General features: G+C 62.1%; 13 protein-coding genes. 6 read left to right on the plus strand and 7 right to left on the minus strand.

The features are described from left to right. The first annotated feature begins 113 nt into the window (after positions 1–113). The 4 genes from AC07VF_RS04905 to AC07VF_RS04920 are packed head-to-tail and all read left to right on the plus strand — an operon-like array spanning position 114 to position 3,010. Positions 114–779 (plus strand): amino acid ABC transporter permease, encoded by a 666-nt coding sequence (locus tag AC07VF_RS04905; RefSeq protein ID WP_282372367.1) that lies wholly within the window; start codon positions 114–116, stop codon positions 777–779. After that, positions 760–1,419 (plus strand): amino acid ABC transporter permease, encoded by a 660-nt coding sequence (locus AC07VF_RS04910; RefSeq protein WP_495008259.1) that lies wholly within the window; start codon positions 760–762, stop codon positions 1,417–1,419. The genes AC07VF_RS04905 and AC07VF_RS04910 overlap by 20 nt, the downstream gene beginning before the upstream one ends. Next, positions 1,416–2,177, plus strand: a complete 762-nt coding sequence (locus tag AC07VF_RS04915) for an amino acid ABC transporter ATP-binding protein (RefSeq protein ID WP_346628227.1) — start codon at positions 1,416–1,418, stop codon at positions 2,175–2,177. Before AC07VF_RS04910 ends, AC07VF_RS04915 begins: the two co-directional genes overlap by 4 nt. After that, positions 2,171–3,010 (plus strand): transporter substrate-binding domain-containing protein, encoded by an 840-nt coding sequence (locus tag AC07VF_RS04920; RefSeq protein ID WP_495008281.1) that lies wholly within the window; start codon positions 2,171–2,173, stop codon positions 3,008–3,010. Before AC07VF_RS04915 ends, AC07VF_RS04920 begins: the two co-directional genes overlap by 7 nt. 58 nt (positions 3,011–3,068) lie before the next feature. On the opposite strand, the gene AC07VF_RS04925 is transcribed toward AC07VF_RS04920, so the two are convergent. Beyond that, positions 3,069–3,380 (minus strand): cupin domain-containing protein, encoded by a 312-nt coding sequence (locus tag AC07VF_RS04925; protein ID WP_282372364.1) that lies wholly within the window; start codon positions 3,378–3,380, stop codon positions 3,069–3,071. Positions 3,381–3,686: 306 nt separating this feature from the next. Between AC07VF_RS04925 and AC07VF_RS04930 the strand changes: the two genes are divergently transcribed. Then, positions 3,687–4,817 carry an alkene reductase gene (locus AC07VF_RS04930; protein ID WP_495008260.1) on the plus strand — a complete coding sequence of 377 codons (1,131 nt, stop codon included), beginning with the start codon at positions 3,687–3,689 and terminating at the stop codon, positions 4,815–4,817. Positions 4,818–5,351: 534 nt separating this feature from the next. On the opposite strand, the gene AC07VF_RS04935 is transcribed toward AC07VF_RS04930, so the two are convergent. From AC07VF_RS04935 to proP, 3 genes are all read right to left on the minus strand, one after another. Beyond that, positions 5,352–6,026 (minus strand): HAD family hydrolase, encoded by a 675-nt coding sequence (locus tag AC07VF_RS04935; RefSeq protein WP_282372360.1) that lies wholly within the window; start codon positions 6,024–6,026, stop codon positions 5,352–5,354. Between the two features lie 92 nt (positions 6,027–6,118). Further along, positions 6,119–6,361: a hypothetical protein gene (locus AC07VF_RS04940; protein WP_192172239.1), complete on the minus strand. Its 243-nt coding sequence runs from the start codon at positions 6,359–6,361 to the stop codon at positions 6,119–6,121. 173 nt (positions 6,362–6,534) lie between these two features. Then, on the minus strand, positions 6,535–8,037 hold the full coding sequence (proP, locus tag AC07VF_RS04945; RefSeq protein WP_192172238.1) for a glycine betaine/L-proline transporter ProP: 1,503 nt from the start codon (positions 8,035–8,037) through the stop codon (positions 6,535–6,537). A 399-nt stretch (positions 8,038–8,436) separates the two neighbouring features. Between proP and AC07VF_RS04950 the strand changes: the two genes are divergently transcribed. Further along, positions 8,437–9,033: a trypsin-like peptidase domain-containing protein gene (locus tag AC07VF_RS04950; RefSeq protein ID WP_495009767.1), complete on the plus strand. Its 597-nt coding sequence runs from the start codon at positions 8,437–8,439 to the stop codon at positions 9,031–9,033. On the opposite strand, the gene AC07VF_RS04955 is transcribed toward AC07VF_RS04950, so the two are convergent. The 3 genes from AC07VF_RS04955 to AC07VF_RS04965 are packed head-to-tail and all read right to left on the minus strand — an operon-like array spanning position 9,034 to position 13,837. Then, complete coding sequence (locus AC07VF_RS04955) at positions 9,034–10,242, minus strand: beta-barrel domain-containing protein (RefSeq protein WP_495009768.1); 1,209 nt, start codon at positions 10,240–10,242, stop codon at positions 9,034–9,036. Next, complete coding sequence (locus AC07VF_RS04960; RefSeq protein WP_423574505.1) at positions 10,239–12,398, minus strand: type I secretion system permease/ATPase; 2,160 nt, start codon at positions 12,396–12,398, stop codon at positions 10,239–10,241. Before AC07VF_RS04960 ends, AC07VF_RS04955 begins: the two co-directional genes overlap by 4 nt. Then, the gene (locus AC07VF_RS04965; protein WP_495009802.1) at positions 12,395–13,837 is read right to left on the minus strand and encodes a TolC family outer membrane protein; all 1,443 of its coding nucleotides are present in this window, start codon (positions 13,835–13,837) and stop codon (positions 12,395–12,397) included. The genes AC07VF_RS04960 and AC07VF_RS04965 overlap by 4 nt, the downstream gene beginning before the upstream one ends. Positions 13,838–13,915 lie beyond the last annotated feature (78 nt).

The following is a 13,915-nucleotide window of genomic DNA, read 5'->3' on the forward strand; positions in this document are numbered from 1 at the left end:
TAATGTGTCTACCGCCCGATCAACGATCTCTCACAACCTTTCAGCCCCGGGACCGGCCGGTATCGATCCACCCGTCGATGGCGACAACCTCACCAACCAGGGCCAGGGTTGATATGGCGTTCGATGTTGAATTTGCCGTGTCCACGCTGCCCGCGTTCGTCAGCGCCGTCGGGGTCACGTTGCAAGTGGGCTTCATCGCCATCGGTACCTCGCTGTGCGTGGCGCTGATCAATGCCGCGATCACCGCGTTCGGCGTGCCGATCCTGCGTCCGCTGGTGCGCGTCTATGTGGAGCTGGCGCGCAACACGCCGTTGCTGATCCAGCTGTTTTTCATCTACTTCGCGCTGCCCACGCTGGGCATCCGCCTCTCCGGGTTTGCCTCGGCGGTCATTGCCATGACCTTCATGGGCGGCGCGTACTTGACCGAGATCCTGCGCGCGGGCATCGACGCGGTGCCCAAATCGCAGATCGAATCGGGGCTGTCCATCGGCCTGTCGCGCTGGCAGTTGCTGCGCCACGTCATCCTGCCCCAGGCCGGGATCCTCAGCCTGCCGGCGCTGTTCGCCAACTTCATCTTTCTGCTCAAGGAAACCACCGTGGTCTCGGCGGTGGCGGTACCGGAAATTCTCTACACCACCAAGAGCTACATCGCGCTGTATTACAAAACCTACGAAATGCTCGCGGTCATGACCGGCCTGTGCGTGCTGCTGTTCGTGCCGCTGTCGCTGCTGCTTCGTCTGATTGAAAGGAGGCTCCAGCATGGCCAGTTCGGGTCTTGAATTGCTGTGGATTTCGGCGCCGCAACTGGCCCAGGGCATCGATCGCACGCTGGGTATTTCGCTGTTGGCGATCGTCTTCAGCAGCGTCGGCGGGCTGATCTATGGCGTGCTGCGCAACCTCGGCGTGCGCTGGATCGACGGGGTGCTGCTGGTCTACCTGGAGCTGTTCCGAGCGATTCCGGTGCTGGTCTGGCTGTACCTGTTCTTTTTCGGTTTGCCGATTTTTCTCGGCTGGAGCATCCCCGGCTTCTGGTGCGCGGTGCTGGTGCTTTCGCTGTGGGGCGCCAGTGAAACCGGCGAAGTGGTGCGCGGGGCGCTGCGCTCGATTCCGAAAGGGCAACGGGAAGCGGGGCTCGCGATTGGCCTCGACCAGTTGCAGCTCTACGGCCGGGTACTGCTGCCCCAGGCGTTGCGGCGTATGACGCCGCCGCTGATCAATGTCTTCACCCGGCTGATCAAAACCAGTTCCCTGGCGGTGCTGATCGGCGTCGTCGACGTGATCAAGATCGGCCAGCAAATCATCGAACGGACCTATGAGTCGGTGCTGATCTACGGCTTCCTGTTCGTGTTTTTCTTTCTTGTCTGTTATCCGCTCTCGGCCGCTTCGCGGGTGCTCGAGCGGCGTTGGAATCATTCATGAGCCCATTGATAGAACTGACCCGCTTCAGCAAAAACTTCGGTTCGGTGCCGGTGTTGCAAGACGTTGACCTGAGCATTCGTGAAGGCGAAGTGGTGGTGATTCTCGGCCCCAGCGGCTGCGGCAAAAGCACCTTGCTGCGCTGCCTCAACGGCCTCGAACTCGGCCATGCCGGGCAGTACCGCTTTGCCGGTCAGGACCTGCCGGCCAACACCGATTGGCGCCAGGTGCGGCAACAGATCGGCATGGTGTTTCAGAGCTATCACCTGTTCCCGCACATGACCGTGCTGGAGAACATTGTGCTCGGGCCGTTGAGCGTGCAGAAGCGCACACGCGTCGACGCGCAGCGACAGGCCGAGACGCTGCTGACCCGAGTGGGCCTGCTGGACAAACGCGACGCCTATCCGCGCGAGCTTTCCGGTGGTCAGCAGCAACGCATCGCCATCGTCCGCGCGCTGTGCATGAACCCCAGGGTCATGCTGTTCGACGAAGTCACCGCGGCGCTTGATCCGGAGATGGTCAAGGAGGTGCTGGAAGTCATCCTGGACCTGGCCCGCAGCGGCATGACCCTGTTGATCGTCACCCACGAAATGGCCTTTGCCCGCGCGGTGGCCGATCGAATCCTGTTCATGGACGGCGGCCGTATCGCCGAACAGAGCGACCCCGAATCCTTCTTCAGCGCCCCGCAGACCGCACGCGCGCAGCAGTTCCTGGAGAAATTTTCGTACGTAGAAAACATGCCAAAAAGGAAAGCATCGTGACCCTTAAATCTGCCCTCGTACTGCCACTGCTCGCCCTCGGATTGCTGGTCGGCTCGGCTGCCGCCCATGCCGCCGGGTCATTGGAAAAAATCAAGGCGCGCGACACGTTGATTGTCGGCGTTTTCAGCGACAAACCGCCGTTCGGGTTCGTTAACGAACAGGGCGACTACGTCGGCTTCGACACCGATCTCGGTCGGCGCTTTGCCAAGGACTTGCTCGGCGACGAGAAGAAGATCGAGTTCGTGGTGGTCGAGCCCGCCAGCCGCATTCCGTTTCTGCAGAGCGACAAGGTTGACCTGATCCTCGCCAACATGACCGTGACGCCGGAACGGGCGCAAGTGGTCGATTTCACCCACCCCAACCTGCGCGTCGCCGTGCAGGCCCTGGTGCCCGACAGCAGCCCGGTGAAGACGCTGGATGATCTGGCGAGCAAAACCGTCATCGTCACCACCGGCACCACGGCGGATATCTGGCTGACCAAGAACCACCCGGACTGGAAGCTGCTCAAGTTCGAGAAGAATTCCGAGTCGCTGCAGGCGCTGGCCAACGGCCGAGGCGATGCCTACGCCCAGGACAACGTGGTGCTGTTCAGCTGGGCCAAGCAGAACCCCGGCTACCGCGTGCTCGCACAGAAACTCGGTGACGAAGCGCCGATCGCCCCGGCGGTCAAGAAGGGCAACACTGAACTGCGCGACTGGGTGAACACCGAACTGGCCAGCCTCGGTCAGCAGAAGTATCTGCTCTCGCTGTACAACCAGTACGTGCGCGATCAACTGGCGGCGGACACCGATCCGTCGGCGGTGATCGTTGAAGGCGGGGCGTGGAAGCCTTGATTGATCGCGAAGGGGCCCGTCCAGGCACCACCGCTTTGCAGTGATCAGGCGGCCTGGCTCAGACGCTGCCCTCGCTTTCGATCACCAGAATCCGCGCTTCACCCAACGGGTGGGCAACGTGGGCCGTGCCGATGGAGGCGTAGAAAATATCGCCGATGTGCAGCACGGTTCTTTGCTCGACGCCGTCCTGCTTGAAGCGCATTTCCACTTGCCCGTCCAGCACCACAAACACCTCCTGACCGTCATTCACGTGCCATTTGTAGGGCTGATCCGTCCAGTGCAGTCGCGTGGTGATGCCGTTCATGTTGGCGATGTCCAACGCGGCCCATGGGCGGTCACCGGTGAAGTCCTTGCTGCGGATGATGTTCATGAAGTGCCTGTTCAGGATGTGGGGTGTTGACCAATGAGCCCACTGGCATTGCCGAGGGTCGACCAACGTTCGATGCGCGGAATCATAAGCGCGGGACGGCCGACTGCAACGGGTTGTCTGGGTAGGTGAGCTCAAAAGCGCAAGATTCTGCAAGTGGCGTTGTCTGCGGCCGATGTCCGGAATCATTGCGGATCTGACATTGCCGGGTCTGCACGTGCGCTTTAGACTCCCGGCCATCCACTAGACGACTGGTCTACGCAGTGCGATCTAGCCAACACTTTCAACGACTTGAACGGAGTATCACCCATGTCCACTCAACCCTTGCTCACCCACGTCAAGCTCGGTCGGCACGTGCTGAAAAACCGCATTGCCTTCCCGCCGTTGACCCGGCAGAGAAGCCTGCAGCCGGGCGATATCGCTTCGGACTTGATGGCGAGCTACTACCAGCAACGGGCGTCCGCCGGTTTCATGATCACCGAAGGCACCCAGATTGAGCCGCGCGGCCAAGGCTATGCATGGACCCCGGGCATCTACAGCGCCGAGCAGGTCGAAGGCTGGCGCAAAGTGACCGATGCAGTGCACGCAGAAGAGGGCGTGATTTTCGCCCAGCTCTGGCACGTCGGCCGGGTGTCCCATCACGCGCTGCAGCCCAACGGCGAAGCACCGGTTGCCCCTTCGGCGATTCCGGCGGCCAACGCCAAAGCGTTCATCGAAACGGCGCCGGGCGCAGGGCAATTGGTCGTACCGCCGACGCCTCGTGCGCTGACCGTCGAGGAAATCCGCGAGTTGGTCGCGCTGTATGCCCAGGCGGCTAAGAATGCGATCGAAGCGGGTTTTGATGGCGTGGAAATTCACGCGGCAAACGGTTACCTCGTCAACCAGTTCATCTCCGAGCACGCCAACCACCGCGATGACGAATACGGCGGCTCGCTGGAAAACCGCCTGCGCTTCCTGCGCGAGATCGTCACTGCCGTCGCCGAAGCCGTAGGCGCGGACCGTCTGGGCGTGCGCTTCTCGCCGCTGTTTGCCAGCACCGACGAAGAGCGCGTCTACATCGGGCTGGTGGAAAGCGACCCGCACCACACCTACGTCGAAGCCATCAAGGTCCTGGAAAACGCAGGCGTCGCCTACGTCTCCATCGCCGAAGCCGACTGGGACAACGCCCCCGAACTGCCGGACACCTTCCGCAAAGCCATCCGCGAAGCCTTCACCGGCCGCATCATCTACGCCGGCCGCTACACCGCCGAACGCGGCAACCGCCTGATCGACGCCGGCCTGGCCGACCTCATCGCCTTCGGCCGCCCCTTCATCGCCAACCCCGACCTGCCGGCCCGCATCGCCAACGGCTGGCCCCTCAATCCCGTCAACCCGGCCACGTTGTATGGCGGGACGGAAGAGGGGTATATCGACTATCCGGTTTATAACGCGGGTGAGTGAAGGCAGGGTGGTTAGCCGATTGGGGTGACGCGGAGCGTCGGAGGATGCATTCCCACGCGGAGCGTGGGAACGATCAGCGCGTGGATTCTGGAGCCGGTTTCAACGGCCAAGATTAGTGGCGCATGAACTGGCCTCTTCCCGGCTAAAGCCGGTCCCACTAAAAAGCTGCGCGTGGCGCCATCAAAATTGATGGCGCCAGCACTGGCGTCTTCCCGGCTAAAGCCAGTCCTACCAAGAACGCGTTAGCTCTGCTTTTGATCTTCATACACAGAAGGTTCAGTCAGCGCGAAACGCGACTTGGGTGCAGGCTGAACGCAGGTCTCGCGCAGTGGGCCGAGCCGCATGGATGCGGCGAGAGCGCCGTCAGGGCATGGATGCCCGTTCGGCGCGGGCCCACGGAGCGAGACCGGAGTGAAGGAACCCGACGAAGTCGGGCCAAACCAGGAGCAAGCACCCTTGGTTAATTGGGGTGCTTTTCCAAGTAACTCGCCGAAGGCGAAACCGTCTGCCCCCAGGCAGACGCCCTTGATTTGGCTATTCGCGCGTAGCGATCTCATCGAGATGGTTGAGCAGCGCCAGCGGATCCTCATACACCCGCAACGCTCCCGCGCGCTCCAACTCGCTCACATCATACCCGCCCGACAACAGACCTATCCCCGTCGCCTTGCACCGCCGCGCCGCCAGCATGTCCCAGATCGCATCGCCGATCACCAGACAATCCTCAATCTTCGCGTCGATCTTCTTCGCAGCCGTCACAAACAAATCCGGGTCCGGCTTGCCGTTCTTCACATCATCGCGCGTGATCAGATTGATCTTCTTCGGGTCCAGCCCCAACGCCTTCAAATTGATCTCCGCCGTCGACATCTCCCCACTGGTCGCGATGCACCAGGGAAAGCCCTCATCGTCCAGCGTCTTCAGCAAATCAACAGCGCCAGGCAAAGCAATGATCTGATCCTGGGTTCTCTCATACGCCTCGGCGTGCCGTTTACTCAACCGCTCGGCCTGCGCCTCGGTGATTTCCATCCCGGTTTCCCGGGACAGCATCTTCAGCATCAAACCGCCGCTCATGCCGATCTTGCGGTGGATTCGCCACATCGCCAGGGGAATGTTTTCCGAATCGAGGGCTTCTTTCCACGCCGTGACGTTCTGATAAACGCTGTCGGTCAGGGTGCCGTCGAGGTCGAAAAGAAAGGAAGTATTGGATCGCATGGTGTGGCTCCGTTGGTAAACATGTCATCCGCTGACAATGGCTAAAAATAAAAGGGACGGGCCCGGCGCTCAGGCAAGCCGCATAAAGCTGCTCAGGACAACCCGAGTGTCAGCCGTTTCAACCGCGACTCCACGACGGCGTCGTAGAACTCGGAAAGCTGCTCGGCCTGCTGCGCGTCGATTCCCCCGCAGCAACGCAAACCGAGCACGAAGCCATTGGCCTGAGCGCCGCTCTTGACCACATCGATGGTCGAGCCAGAGGCGCGTATGTCGGCCAGGATCATTTCGCTTTGCGGTCGTAGCACGGGGGGCAAGTGATCAATGATGTCGGTCATGGGGAGGAGGCTGCCTTTCAGTTCTCTGTCCGCCTGTCAGTGCCTGCACAGAAGCGGGTGAATGCTCATGCAAGACCTGACCGGGAGAGGGACGCAGCGGTTCAGACAAATTTGCCGAAATGGCCGCGAACGGCAGGGATACCGTCGCGGCCATCTGTTTGTATAAGTTGCTATCAATCTATACGCGGGTGCTGCTGAACCAGGCTCTCGCGTTTGGCTTGCAACTCGGCAATCTGCGTGTCGATGTCTTCGATCTTCTGTTCGATATTGTCGTGGTGCTCCTGCAGCAGTTCACGGGCTTCGTTGAGGTCCGATGCCGCCGGCGCTGCGCCGCGCAAAGGCTTATTGGCGGTTTCCTTCATGGTCAGGCCGGTGATCAGGCCCACCACCGCGACGACCATCAGGTAGTACGCCGGCATGTACAGGTCCTGGGTGGTTTCAACCAGCCAGGCGACCACGGTCGGGGTCAGGCCGGCGATCAACACCGACACGTTAAAGGCACTGGCCAGCGCGCTGTAACGGATGTGGGTGGGAAACATCGCCGGGAGTGTCGAGGCCATCACCCCGATGAAAAAGTTGAGGATCACCGCGATCATCAGCAGGCCGGCGAAGATCAAGCCGAGCTGGCCGCTGTTGATCAGTTTGAACGCCGGAATCGACAGCACCAGCAGAGCGATGCTGCCGGCGATGATGAAAGGACGACGGCCGATCTTGTCGCTGAGGAAACCAATCAGCGGCTGCACGAACAGCATGCCGACCATGATCGCGACGATGATCAGTACGCCGCGGTTCTCGCTGTAATGCAGGTTGTGCGAGAGGTAACTCGGCATGTACGTCAGCAGCATGTAATACGTGACGTTGGTCGCCGCGACCACGCCGATGCAGGTCAGCAGGCTGCGCCAGTGCTTGGTGGCGACCTCTTTGAACGACACTTTCGGGCCGTGGGCCAAGCCTTCGCGGTCACCCTGTTCGAGTTTTTCCACGTGCTGCTGGAATGCCGGGGTTTCTTCCAGGGCGTTACGCAGGTAGAGGCCGATCATGCCCAGGGGCAGGGCGAGGAAGAACGGCAGGCGCCAGCCCCATTCGAGAAATTTCTCCTCGCCGACTACGGAAGAGATCAGCACCACGACGCCGGCACCGAGTACGAAACCGGCGATCGAGCCGAAATCCAGCCAGCTGCCGAGGAACCCGCGTTTGCGGTCCGGCGCGTATTCAGCCACGAAGATCGAAGCGCCGGTGTATTCGCCCCCGACCGAGAACCCCTGGGCCATCTTCGCCAGCAGCAGCAGGATCGGCGCCCAGATGCCAATCGTTTCATACGAGGGAATCAGCCCGATGGCGAAGGTGCTGAGGGACATGATGACGATGGTCGCGGCGAGGACTTTCTGTCGCCCGTATTTGTCGCCGATGGCGCCGAAGAACACGCCGCCGATGGGGCGAATCAGGAAGGGCACGGAAAAGGTCGCGAGGGCCGCGATCATCTGCACGCTGGGGTCGGCGCCGGGGAAGAAGATCTTGCCCAGTGCGTACGCCACGAAGCCGTAGACGCCGAAGTCGAACCATTCCATTGCGTTGCCCAGAGCGGCGGCCGTTATGGCCTTCCGCATCTTGGCATCGTCGACAATAGTGATGTCTTGCAACCCGATCGGGTTGACGGTTTTCTTGCGTGATCTCATAAAAGTCCCGGCAGGTAGAGGTGTGACGTTGCGGCGATCAGTATCCCGACCAACGGCAGTCCATGCACTCCGTGGAGAATGTGTGCTGTCGTAGTAGTGGCAGACCGATCTGCATCTGATAGGTGCAGAGGGTAAATAATTCATTAACTGGCCTGGATTTCCCGAATTATCCGCAAATGAATGGTATTGAGCGTGACGCAGGTCGTTGCATGATCCAAATAGGTTGGATCCAATAACCTGAGTGCATTACCACTAGTCGGGTGGTAGTTACACTCTATTGCCAGAGTGATGGCGCAATGACATATTCGCTCCCGTCATCCATCCTCACACACGGAAAACCAGATGCGCCCCTTCAAGTCACTTGTTGCAGCCTCAGTGCTGATCAGCGGGTGCAACGGAATGCCCACCGCTTTTACCCAGGATCCTGTCTTTGACCAAGCCTTCGTCGTCCACTCCGGTGCGCCGTTGCCCTATCTGTTGATGGGCACCGCGATCCAGTGGAATCAAGATTATGCGGTGACCGTCAAACACATCCCTTACATCTCGGGCGCGGTGTTTCAGGGGCAGGGCGACGTGCAATTCTTCAAGCACAAGGCCGATTCCGTTCCGATGTGGCGTTCATACCAGCCGGGTGAAGAGCTCACCTCCGTGGGCTACAACTCCGCTTACATGTCGGTGAAAGGCACAGGCCATGCGCTGCCGGCGATGGTTCGCCTGGACGCAAAAGAAGGCAACGTGATGTACGGCACCCATGATGGCCCGGTGGCCAAGGGCATGTCGGGCGGTCCGGTATTCGCCGCAGATGGCAAGGTGGTGGGGATCACCGTGGCGTTGCTGACCTCCAGCGACCTGGCCAAGATCAAGCGTCCAGACCTGGTCAACCAGCCACGGATCAGCATCTTCATGCCGTACAACGAAATCAACCGCGAGTGGACCCGTTACATGGCGCAGCTCAAGCCTGCCACGCCAGCGCCGGTCCATCTCGCGGTCAACTGATCAACGCTCGCGCAGGGCTTCACGGGCGCGGTTGAGGGGCTTGATGAGGTAATCCAGCACGGTTTTTTCACCCGTGCGGATGTCCACGGTGGCGATCATCCCGGGGACGATGGCAAAGGTCTTGCCCGCTTTGTTGCGCAGCACATCCGAGTCCGTACGGATAAACACGCGGTAATAGAAGATTTCCGGCTTGACCTCATCCTGAATCGTGTCCGGCGAGATGGTCACCACCTCGCCGTCGAGGCTGCCGTAGATCGAATAGTCGTAGGCCGTGATTTTCACCTTGGCCTGCTGCTCGGGGTGAATGAAAGCGATGTCCCGGGGCGAGATGCGGGTTTCGATCAGCAGTTGCTCATCCAGCGGGACGATCTGCATCAGCTGCCCATTGGGCGGCACGACCCCGCCGATGGTGGTGACTTTGATGTCCTTGACGATGCCGCGCACCGGCGAGCGCAAGGTCAGGCGTGACAACGAATCGCTGCGCCCACGGATCACCGCCGACAGCATCTGCGCCTCGGCATTGGCTTTGGCCAGGTCTTCGCGGGCATGGACCATGTACTCCGAACGCGCCTCGGTCGCCTTGAGCTCAAGCTCGGAGCGCTGGCGGTTCAGGCGCAGCACTTCGACCCGGCTCGACGCGCCGATCTTCGCCAGGTTCTCGGTGATGTCCAGTTCGCTGCGCACCAGCTTCAGCGAGCTTTCGATGCCGGTCAGAGTTTCGCTCAGGCCCCTGCGCCGGGCGTTGAACAAGTCCGTCTCCGCGCGGCGCAGCTCCGGGTACTTGTCCAGCGACGCGTCGAAGGTCAGCGGTTTCTCGCTGACTTCCGCCTGCAGCCGATTGACGCTGGCCAGCGCCGCCCGGTATTTCGCCTCGCTTTCACCGACGTTCGATTCACTCTTTACCGCATCCAGTTGCGCCAGCACCTGACCGCGCTCCACCAGCGTGCCTTCGCTGACATTCAGCTCCTTGATAATCCCGCCCTCCATGGACTGAATCAGCTGCTCCCTGGAACTGGGCACCACTTTGCCGGTGCCGGTGGACACTTCCACCACCTGAAACCAGGCCGCCCAGGCGATAAAGCACGCCAGCATCAGCGCGCAGGTCCAGATCACCCGCACGCTTCCGGTGATGCTGCGCTCGTCCCTGCCGTCGAGGTAGGTGATCTGGTCGGCGAGCCGTGGGGTTTGCTCCGTGGTCAGTGCGTTCATGCCTGCGCTCCTTGCGGCTGTCTGAGTCGGGTGAGGGCGGCGTCGCGATGGTCATCGATGACGATGCGGCCGTTGTCCAGCACGATGATCCGTTCCACCAGTTGCAGCAGGCTGACCCGGTGGGTGGCGACGATCAGCGTGCGGCCCTGACACCAGGTCGAGAGTTTTTCCAGCAACTGGCGTTCGGTGATGTCATCCAGTGACGCCGTGGGTTCGTCCAGCAGCAGCACCTGGGGCTGGCGAATCAGCAAGCGTGACAGCAGCAGGCTCTGGCGCTGACCGCCGGACAGGCCCAGACCCCCTTCGAGAATCAGGTGGTCCATGCCCTTGGGCATCTGGCGGACAAACTCCAGCGCGCCGGTCACCGACAGGGCGGCGATGATTTCCTGATCGCTGGCTTGGCCCGCGCCGAGGGTGAGGTTGTCGCGCAGGGTGCCGTGAAACAGCCGCGCCTGCTGCGACATCAGGCCGACGTCCCGGCGCAGGTCGGCCGGGTCCAGGTGAGCGAGGGAGATGCCATCCACCGTGGTCTCGCCGCTGGACAAATCCATCGAACCCGCCAGTGCCTGCAGCAGCGTCGACTTGCCCGCGCCATTGCGCCCGAGAATGGCGACGCGCTCACCGGGCCGTATGTTCAGGTTGATACCACTCAGCGCGGGCGATGCCTCTTCGCTGTATTTGAAGCCGGCCTGACGCAACACGTAATCCCCGCGAATGGCGGGCACATGCACGCGCTGGCTGCCTTCGGGGTGATCGACCGGCATCTGCATCAGCCGGTTGAGCCCCTGCAGCGCGACTTTCGCCTGTTGCCAGCGGGTCAGCACGTGGGTCAGTTGCGCCATTGGCGCCATCATCCGCGAGGCCAGCATCGAGGCGGCCACCAGGCTGCCGGTGGTGAGGTCGCCGCCAATCACCATCGGCGCACCGAACACGATGACCACGGCAAACACCGCGCCCTGCACGTTCTGGGTCCAGGCCACCAGGCTGTTGGTCAGCGAACGCAATTTCAGGCTGCTGTCGGCAGACGCGGCGTTGTAGTGATTCCACTGCTGCTGGAAACGTTGCTCGGCCTGCAGCGCCTTGATGTCGTCCATGCCCTGTACGGCTTCCACCAGCATGGCGTTGCGCAGTGCGGCTTCGCGCATCGAGGCATTGGCCAGCCGCGCCAGTTTGCGTTGGGCAAGGACGCCGGGCAGCACCATCGCCACCAGCGCGACCAGAGGAATCAGCACCAGCGCCCCGCCAATCAGATAGAACACCAGCAAGAACAGGAAGAAGAACGGCATGTCCGCCAGCGCCGTCGCGGTGCTGGAGGTGATCAGGTCGCGGATCTGCTCCAGCTCGCGCAGCTGCGAAATGAACGAGCCGGTGGATTTCGGCCGCGCCGAATTGCGCAGGCGCAGGGCGTGGCCGAACACCAGGTCCGACACCCGCAGGTCGGCGCGCTTGCCCAGTACGTCGGTGATGCGCAGACGCATGATGCGCATGACGAAGTCGAACACCAGCGCCAGCATCACGCCGCCGAACAACACGTACAGGGTCGGCAGCGACTCGGCGGGAATCACCCGGTCGTAGACCTGCATGGAGAACACCACGCCGGCCATGCCCAGCAGGTTGGCAACCAGCGACGCCAGCATCACCTGGCGGTAGGGGCGCAGGTCGCTGAGGACGATGCGCCGGAACCAGTGCTCGTCGTAAGGCTTGATGTAGTCGTCGGTGCGCACGTCGCTCAGGGGCTGGATGGGCCGCAGGATCACCGTGCGCAGCGCCTGCTCGGCAAGCACGGCCGGGTCGATGCGGCTTTGCAGGCCCTGATCGCCGCTGTAGGCGATGCCCAGTTCGCCTTGCTCGCTGACGCTTTCGATCACCCCGACCTGGCCGTCGCGCAGTTGCACCAGCAGCGGCGTGCGCCAGCGCGACAGGCTCTTGCGGTCGTAGCGGGCGAACTTGACGCTCAAGCCCGCCTGGCGCGCCATGTAGCGAACCACTTCTTCGACACGGCCCTCGCTGTTGGTCGATGCCAGGCGAATGCTTTCCGGTGAAACGTCGAGGCGGTAATGCCGGGCGACGGTGAGGATGGCTTCCAGCCACGGCGAATAATCCGGACGATCGGGGCCTGCCGCAGGGGCTTCGGGGATGACGATGGTCTCGGTCATGGCAGGATCTCCACGTGCTGGATGGTGCTGTGATCGATGCCGAACGCGCGACGCAGCGCACCGCTGTTGTACAGGCAATCGATTTGCAGGCGACGCAGGTCGGCCTGGGTGTTGGCCAGGTCGAAGCGCGACTGGTGGATTTCCTGCTCGGCGTTGAGCAGATCGAGCAGCGGCCGGGTGCCCAGTTCCAGGTACTGCCGGCCATACAACTCGCGGGCTTCGGTGATGCTGGTCTGCCGCGATTCCAGCGAGCTGAGCCGGCGCGTCAGGCCGGATGTCTGTGCCTGCGCTTCGCCCAGCCCTTGCCGCGCCTGCAGGCGGGCGGCGTCTTCGGCGGAATCGGCGGCGGTCAGCGCATAGTTGGCGGCGCGGCTGCGGGCGCTGATGGCGCCACCCTGATAAATCGGCACTTCCAGGTTGAGAAATATCCCGGCCTGGGTGCGATTGATCCTCGAGTTCTGGTCGTCGTAGTGGTCGTCCAGATACTGGTTAATCGACGGCTGCAACGACAGTGTCGGATAAGCTTCGGCTTTGGCCTGGGCCAGTTCGGCCTGGGCCTGGGTGCGCTGTGCCACGGCTTGCAGCACGGCGGGGAGGGCGTCTGTGCTCACGGGCGCGGTGCAGGCGTCGGTCATCGAGGGCGTGAAGGTGTCGCTGACCTGGGGCGGGGTCTGCCGACCGAGAAGGTTGGTCAGCGTCGACTGCCAGCGCGCGTACAGCGCTTTGTACTCCTGCAGCGTGGCCATGCCGCCCTCGGCGCGGGACTGCGCCTGAACCACATCGGAGCGAGTGCTCGCGCCCATGTCGCTGCGCTGTTTGGCCAGTTCGACGATGTCGCCGATGCCGCGGATCTGCTCCCGGGCGATGTCCACCAGGTGCTGGTAGCGCTGGACCTCGATGTAGGCGAACGCGGTGTCGCGGCTGACCTGATCGATGGTCAGCAGGATGCTTGCCTGGCTGCGCGCTACCTTGGCCCGGGCCGCTTCGACCGAGTTCGACACCTTGCCGAAGTCGTAAAGCATCTGTTTGAGGGAGATGCTCACCGACTGGCTGCCGTCATCGCTGCCGTAGCCGCTGGTGTAACCGCCTTTTATCCCGCCGGAGATCTGCGGGTAGTAACCGGCTTCGGCCACGTTGATGCCCTCGGCCTGTTGATACAGGGTGCCGATCGCTTCGCTGATGCTGGGGTGCCAGTCAACGGCGAGCCTGACCGCCTGTTCGAGGCCCAGGGTCTGGCTGTCTTCCTTGACCATGACCGCCCCGGGCCCGGAACGGTCATTTGTATTCCCCTTGGCATTGCCTTTGGCACTGCTTTTGTCGCTGCCCTCAGGGCCATTGCCCTTGCGGCGCTGATCCGCAGGCTTTACCTGCAGGCGCGAAGGGCTGATGCTGCGCAGGCCGGGATCGATCTGATCCTCCGCCAGCGCAACGGAAAACATCGGGTGACACAGGCCGAGGGTCAGGACGACCGCCGGCCATTTCTGCTTGCGAACGCGCTCCACATGGCTTCCTTACTG

The organism is Pseudomonas sp. GW821-FHT02H06 (genome assembly GCF_059421525.1).

Excerpts from the sequence above, each read along its gene's own strand:
- AC07VF_RS04905 (WP_282372367.1), top strand. The coding sequence starts at position 114 with ATGGCGTTCGATGTTGAATTTGCCGTGTCCACGCTGCCCGCGTTCGTC.
- AC07VF_RS04910 (WP_495008259.1), top strand. The coding sequence starts at position 760 with ATGGCCAGTTCGGGTCTTGAATTGCTGTGGATTTCGGCGCCGCAACTG.
- AC07VF_RS04915 (WP_346628227.1), top strand. The coding sequence starts at position 1,416 with ATGAGCCCATTGATAGAACTGACCCGCTTCAGCAAAAACTTCGGTTCG.
- AC07VF_RS04925 (WP_282372364.1), bottom strand. The coding sequence starts at position 3,380 with ATGAACATCATCCGCAGCAAGGACTTCACCGGTGACCGCCCATGGGCC.
- AC07VF_RS04930 (WP_495008260.1), top strand. The coding sequence starts at position 3,687 with ATGTCCACTCAACCCTTGCTCACCCACGTCAAGCTCGGTCGGCACGTG.
- AC07VF_RS04935 (WP_282372360.1), bottom strand. The coding sequence starts at position 6,026 with ATGCGATCCAATACTTCCTTTCTTTTCGACCTCGACGGCACCCTGACC.
- AC07VF_RS04940 (WP_192172239.1), bottom strand. The coding sequence starts at position 6,361 with ATGACCGACATCATTGATCACTTGCCCCCCGTGCTACGACCGCAAAGC.
- proP (WP_192172238.1), bottom strand. The coding sequence starts at position 8,037 with ATGAGATCACGCAAGAAAACCGTCAACCCGATCGGGTTGCAAGACATC.
- AC07VF_RS04950 (WP_495009767.1), top strand. The coding sequence starts at position 8,437 with ATGCCCACCGCTTTTACCCAGGATCCTGTCTTTGACCAAGCCTTCGTC.
- AC07VF_RS04955 (WP_495009768.1), bottom strand. The coding sequence starts at position 10,242 with ATGAACGCACTGACCACGGAGCAAACCCCACGGCTCGCCGACCAGATC.
- AC07VF_RS04960 (WP_423574505.1), bottom strand. The coding sequence starts at position 12,398 with ATGACCGAGACCATCGTCATCCCCGAAGCCCCTGCGGCAGGCCCCGAT.
- AC07VF_RS04965 (WP_495009802.1), bottom strand. The coding sequence starts at position 13,837 with ATGTTTTCCGTTGCGCTGGCGGAGGATCAGATCGATCCCGGCCTGCGC.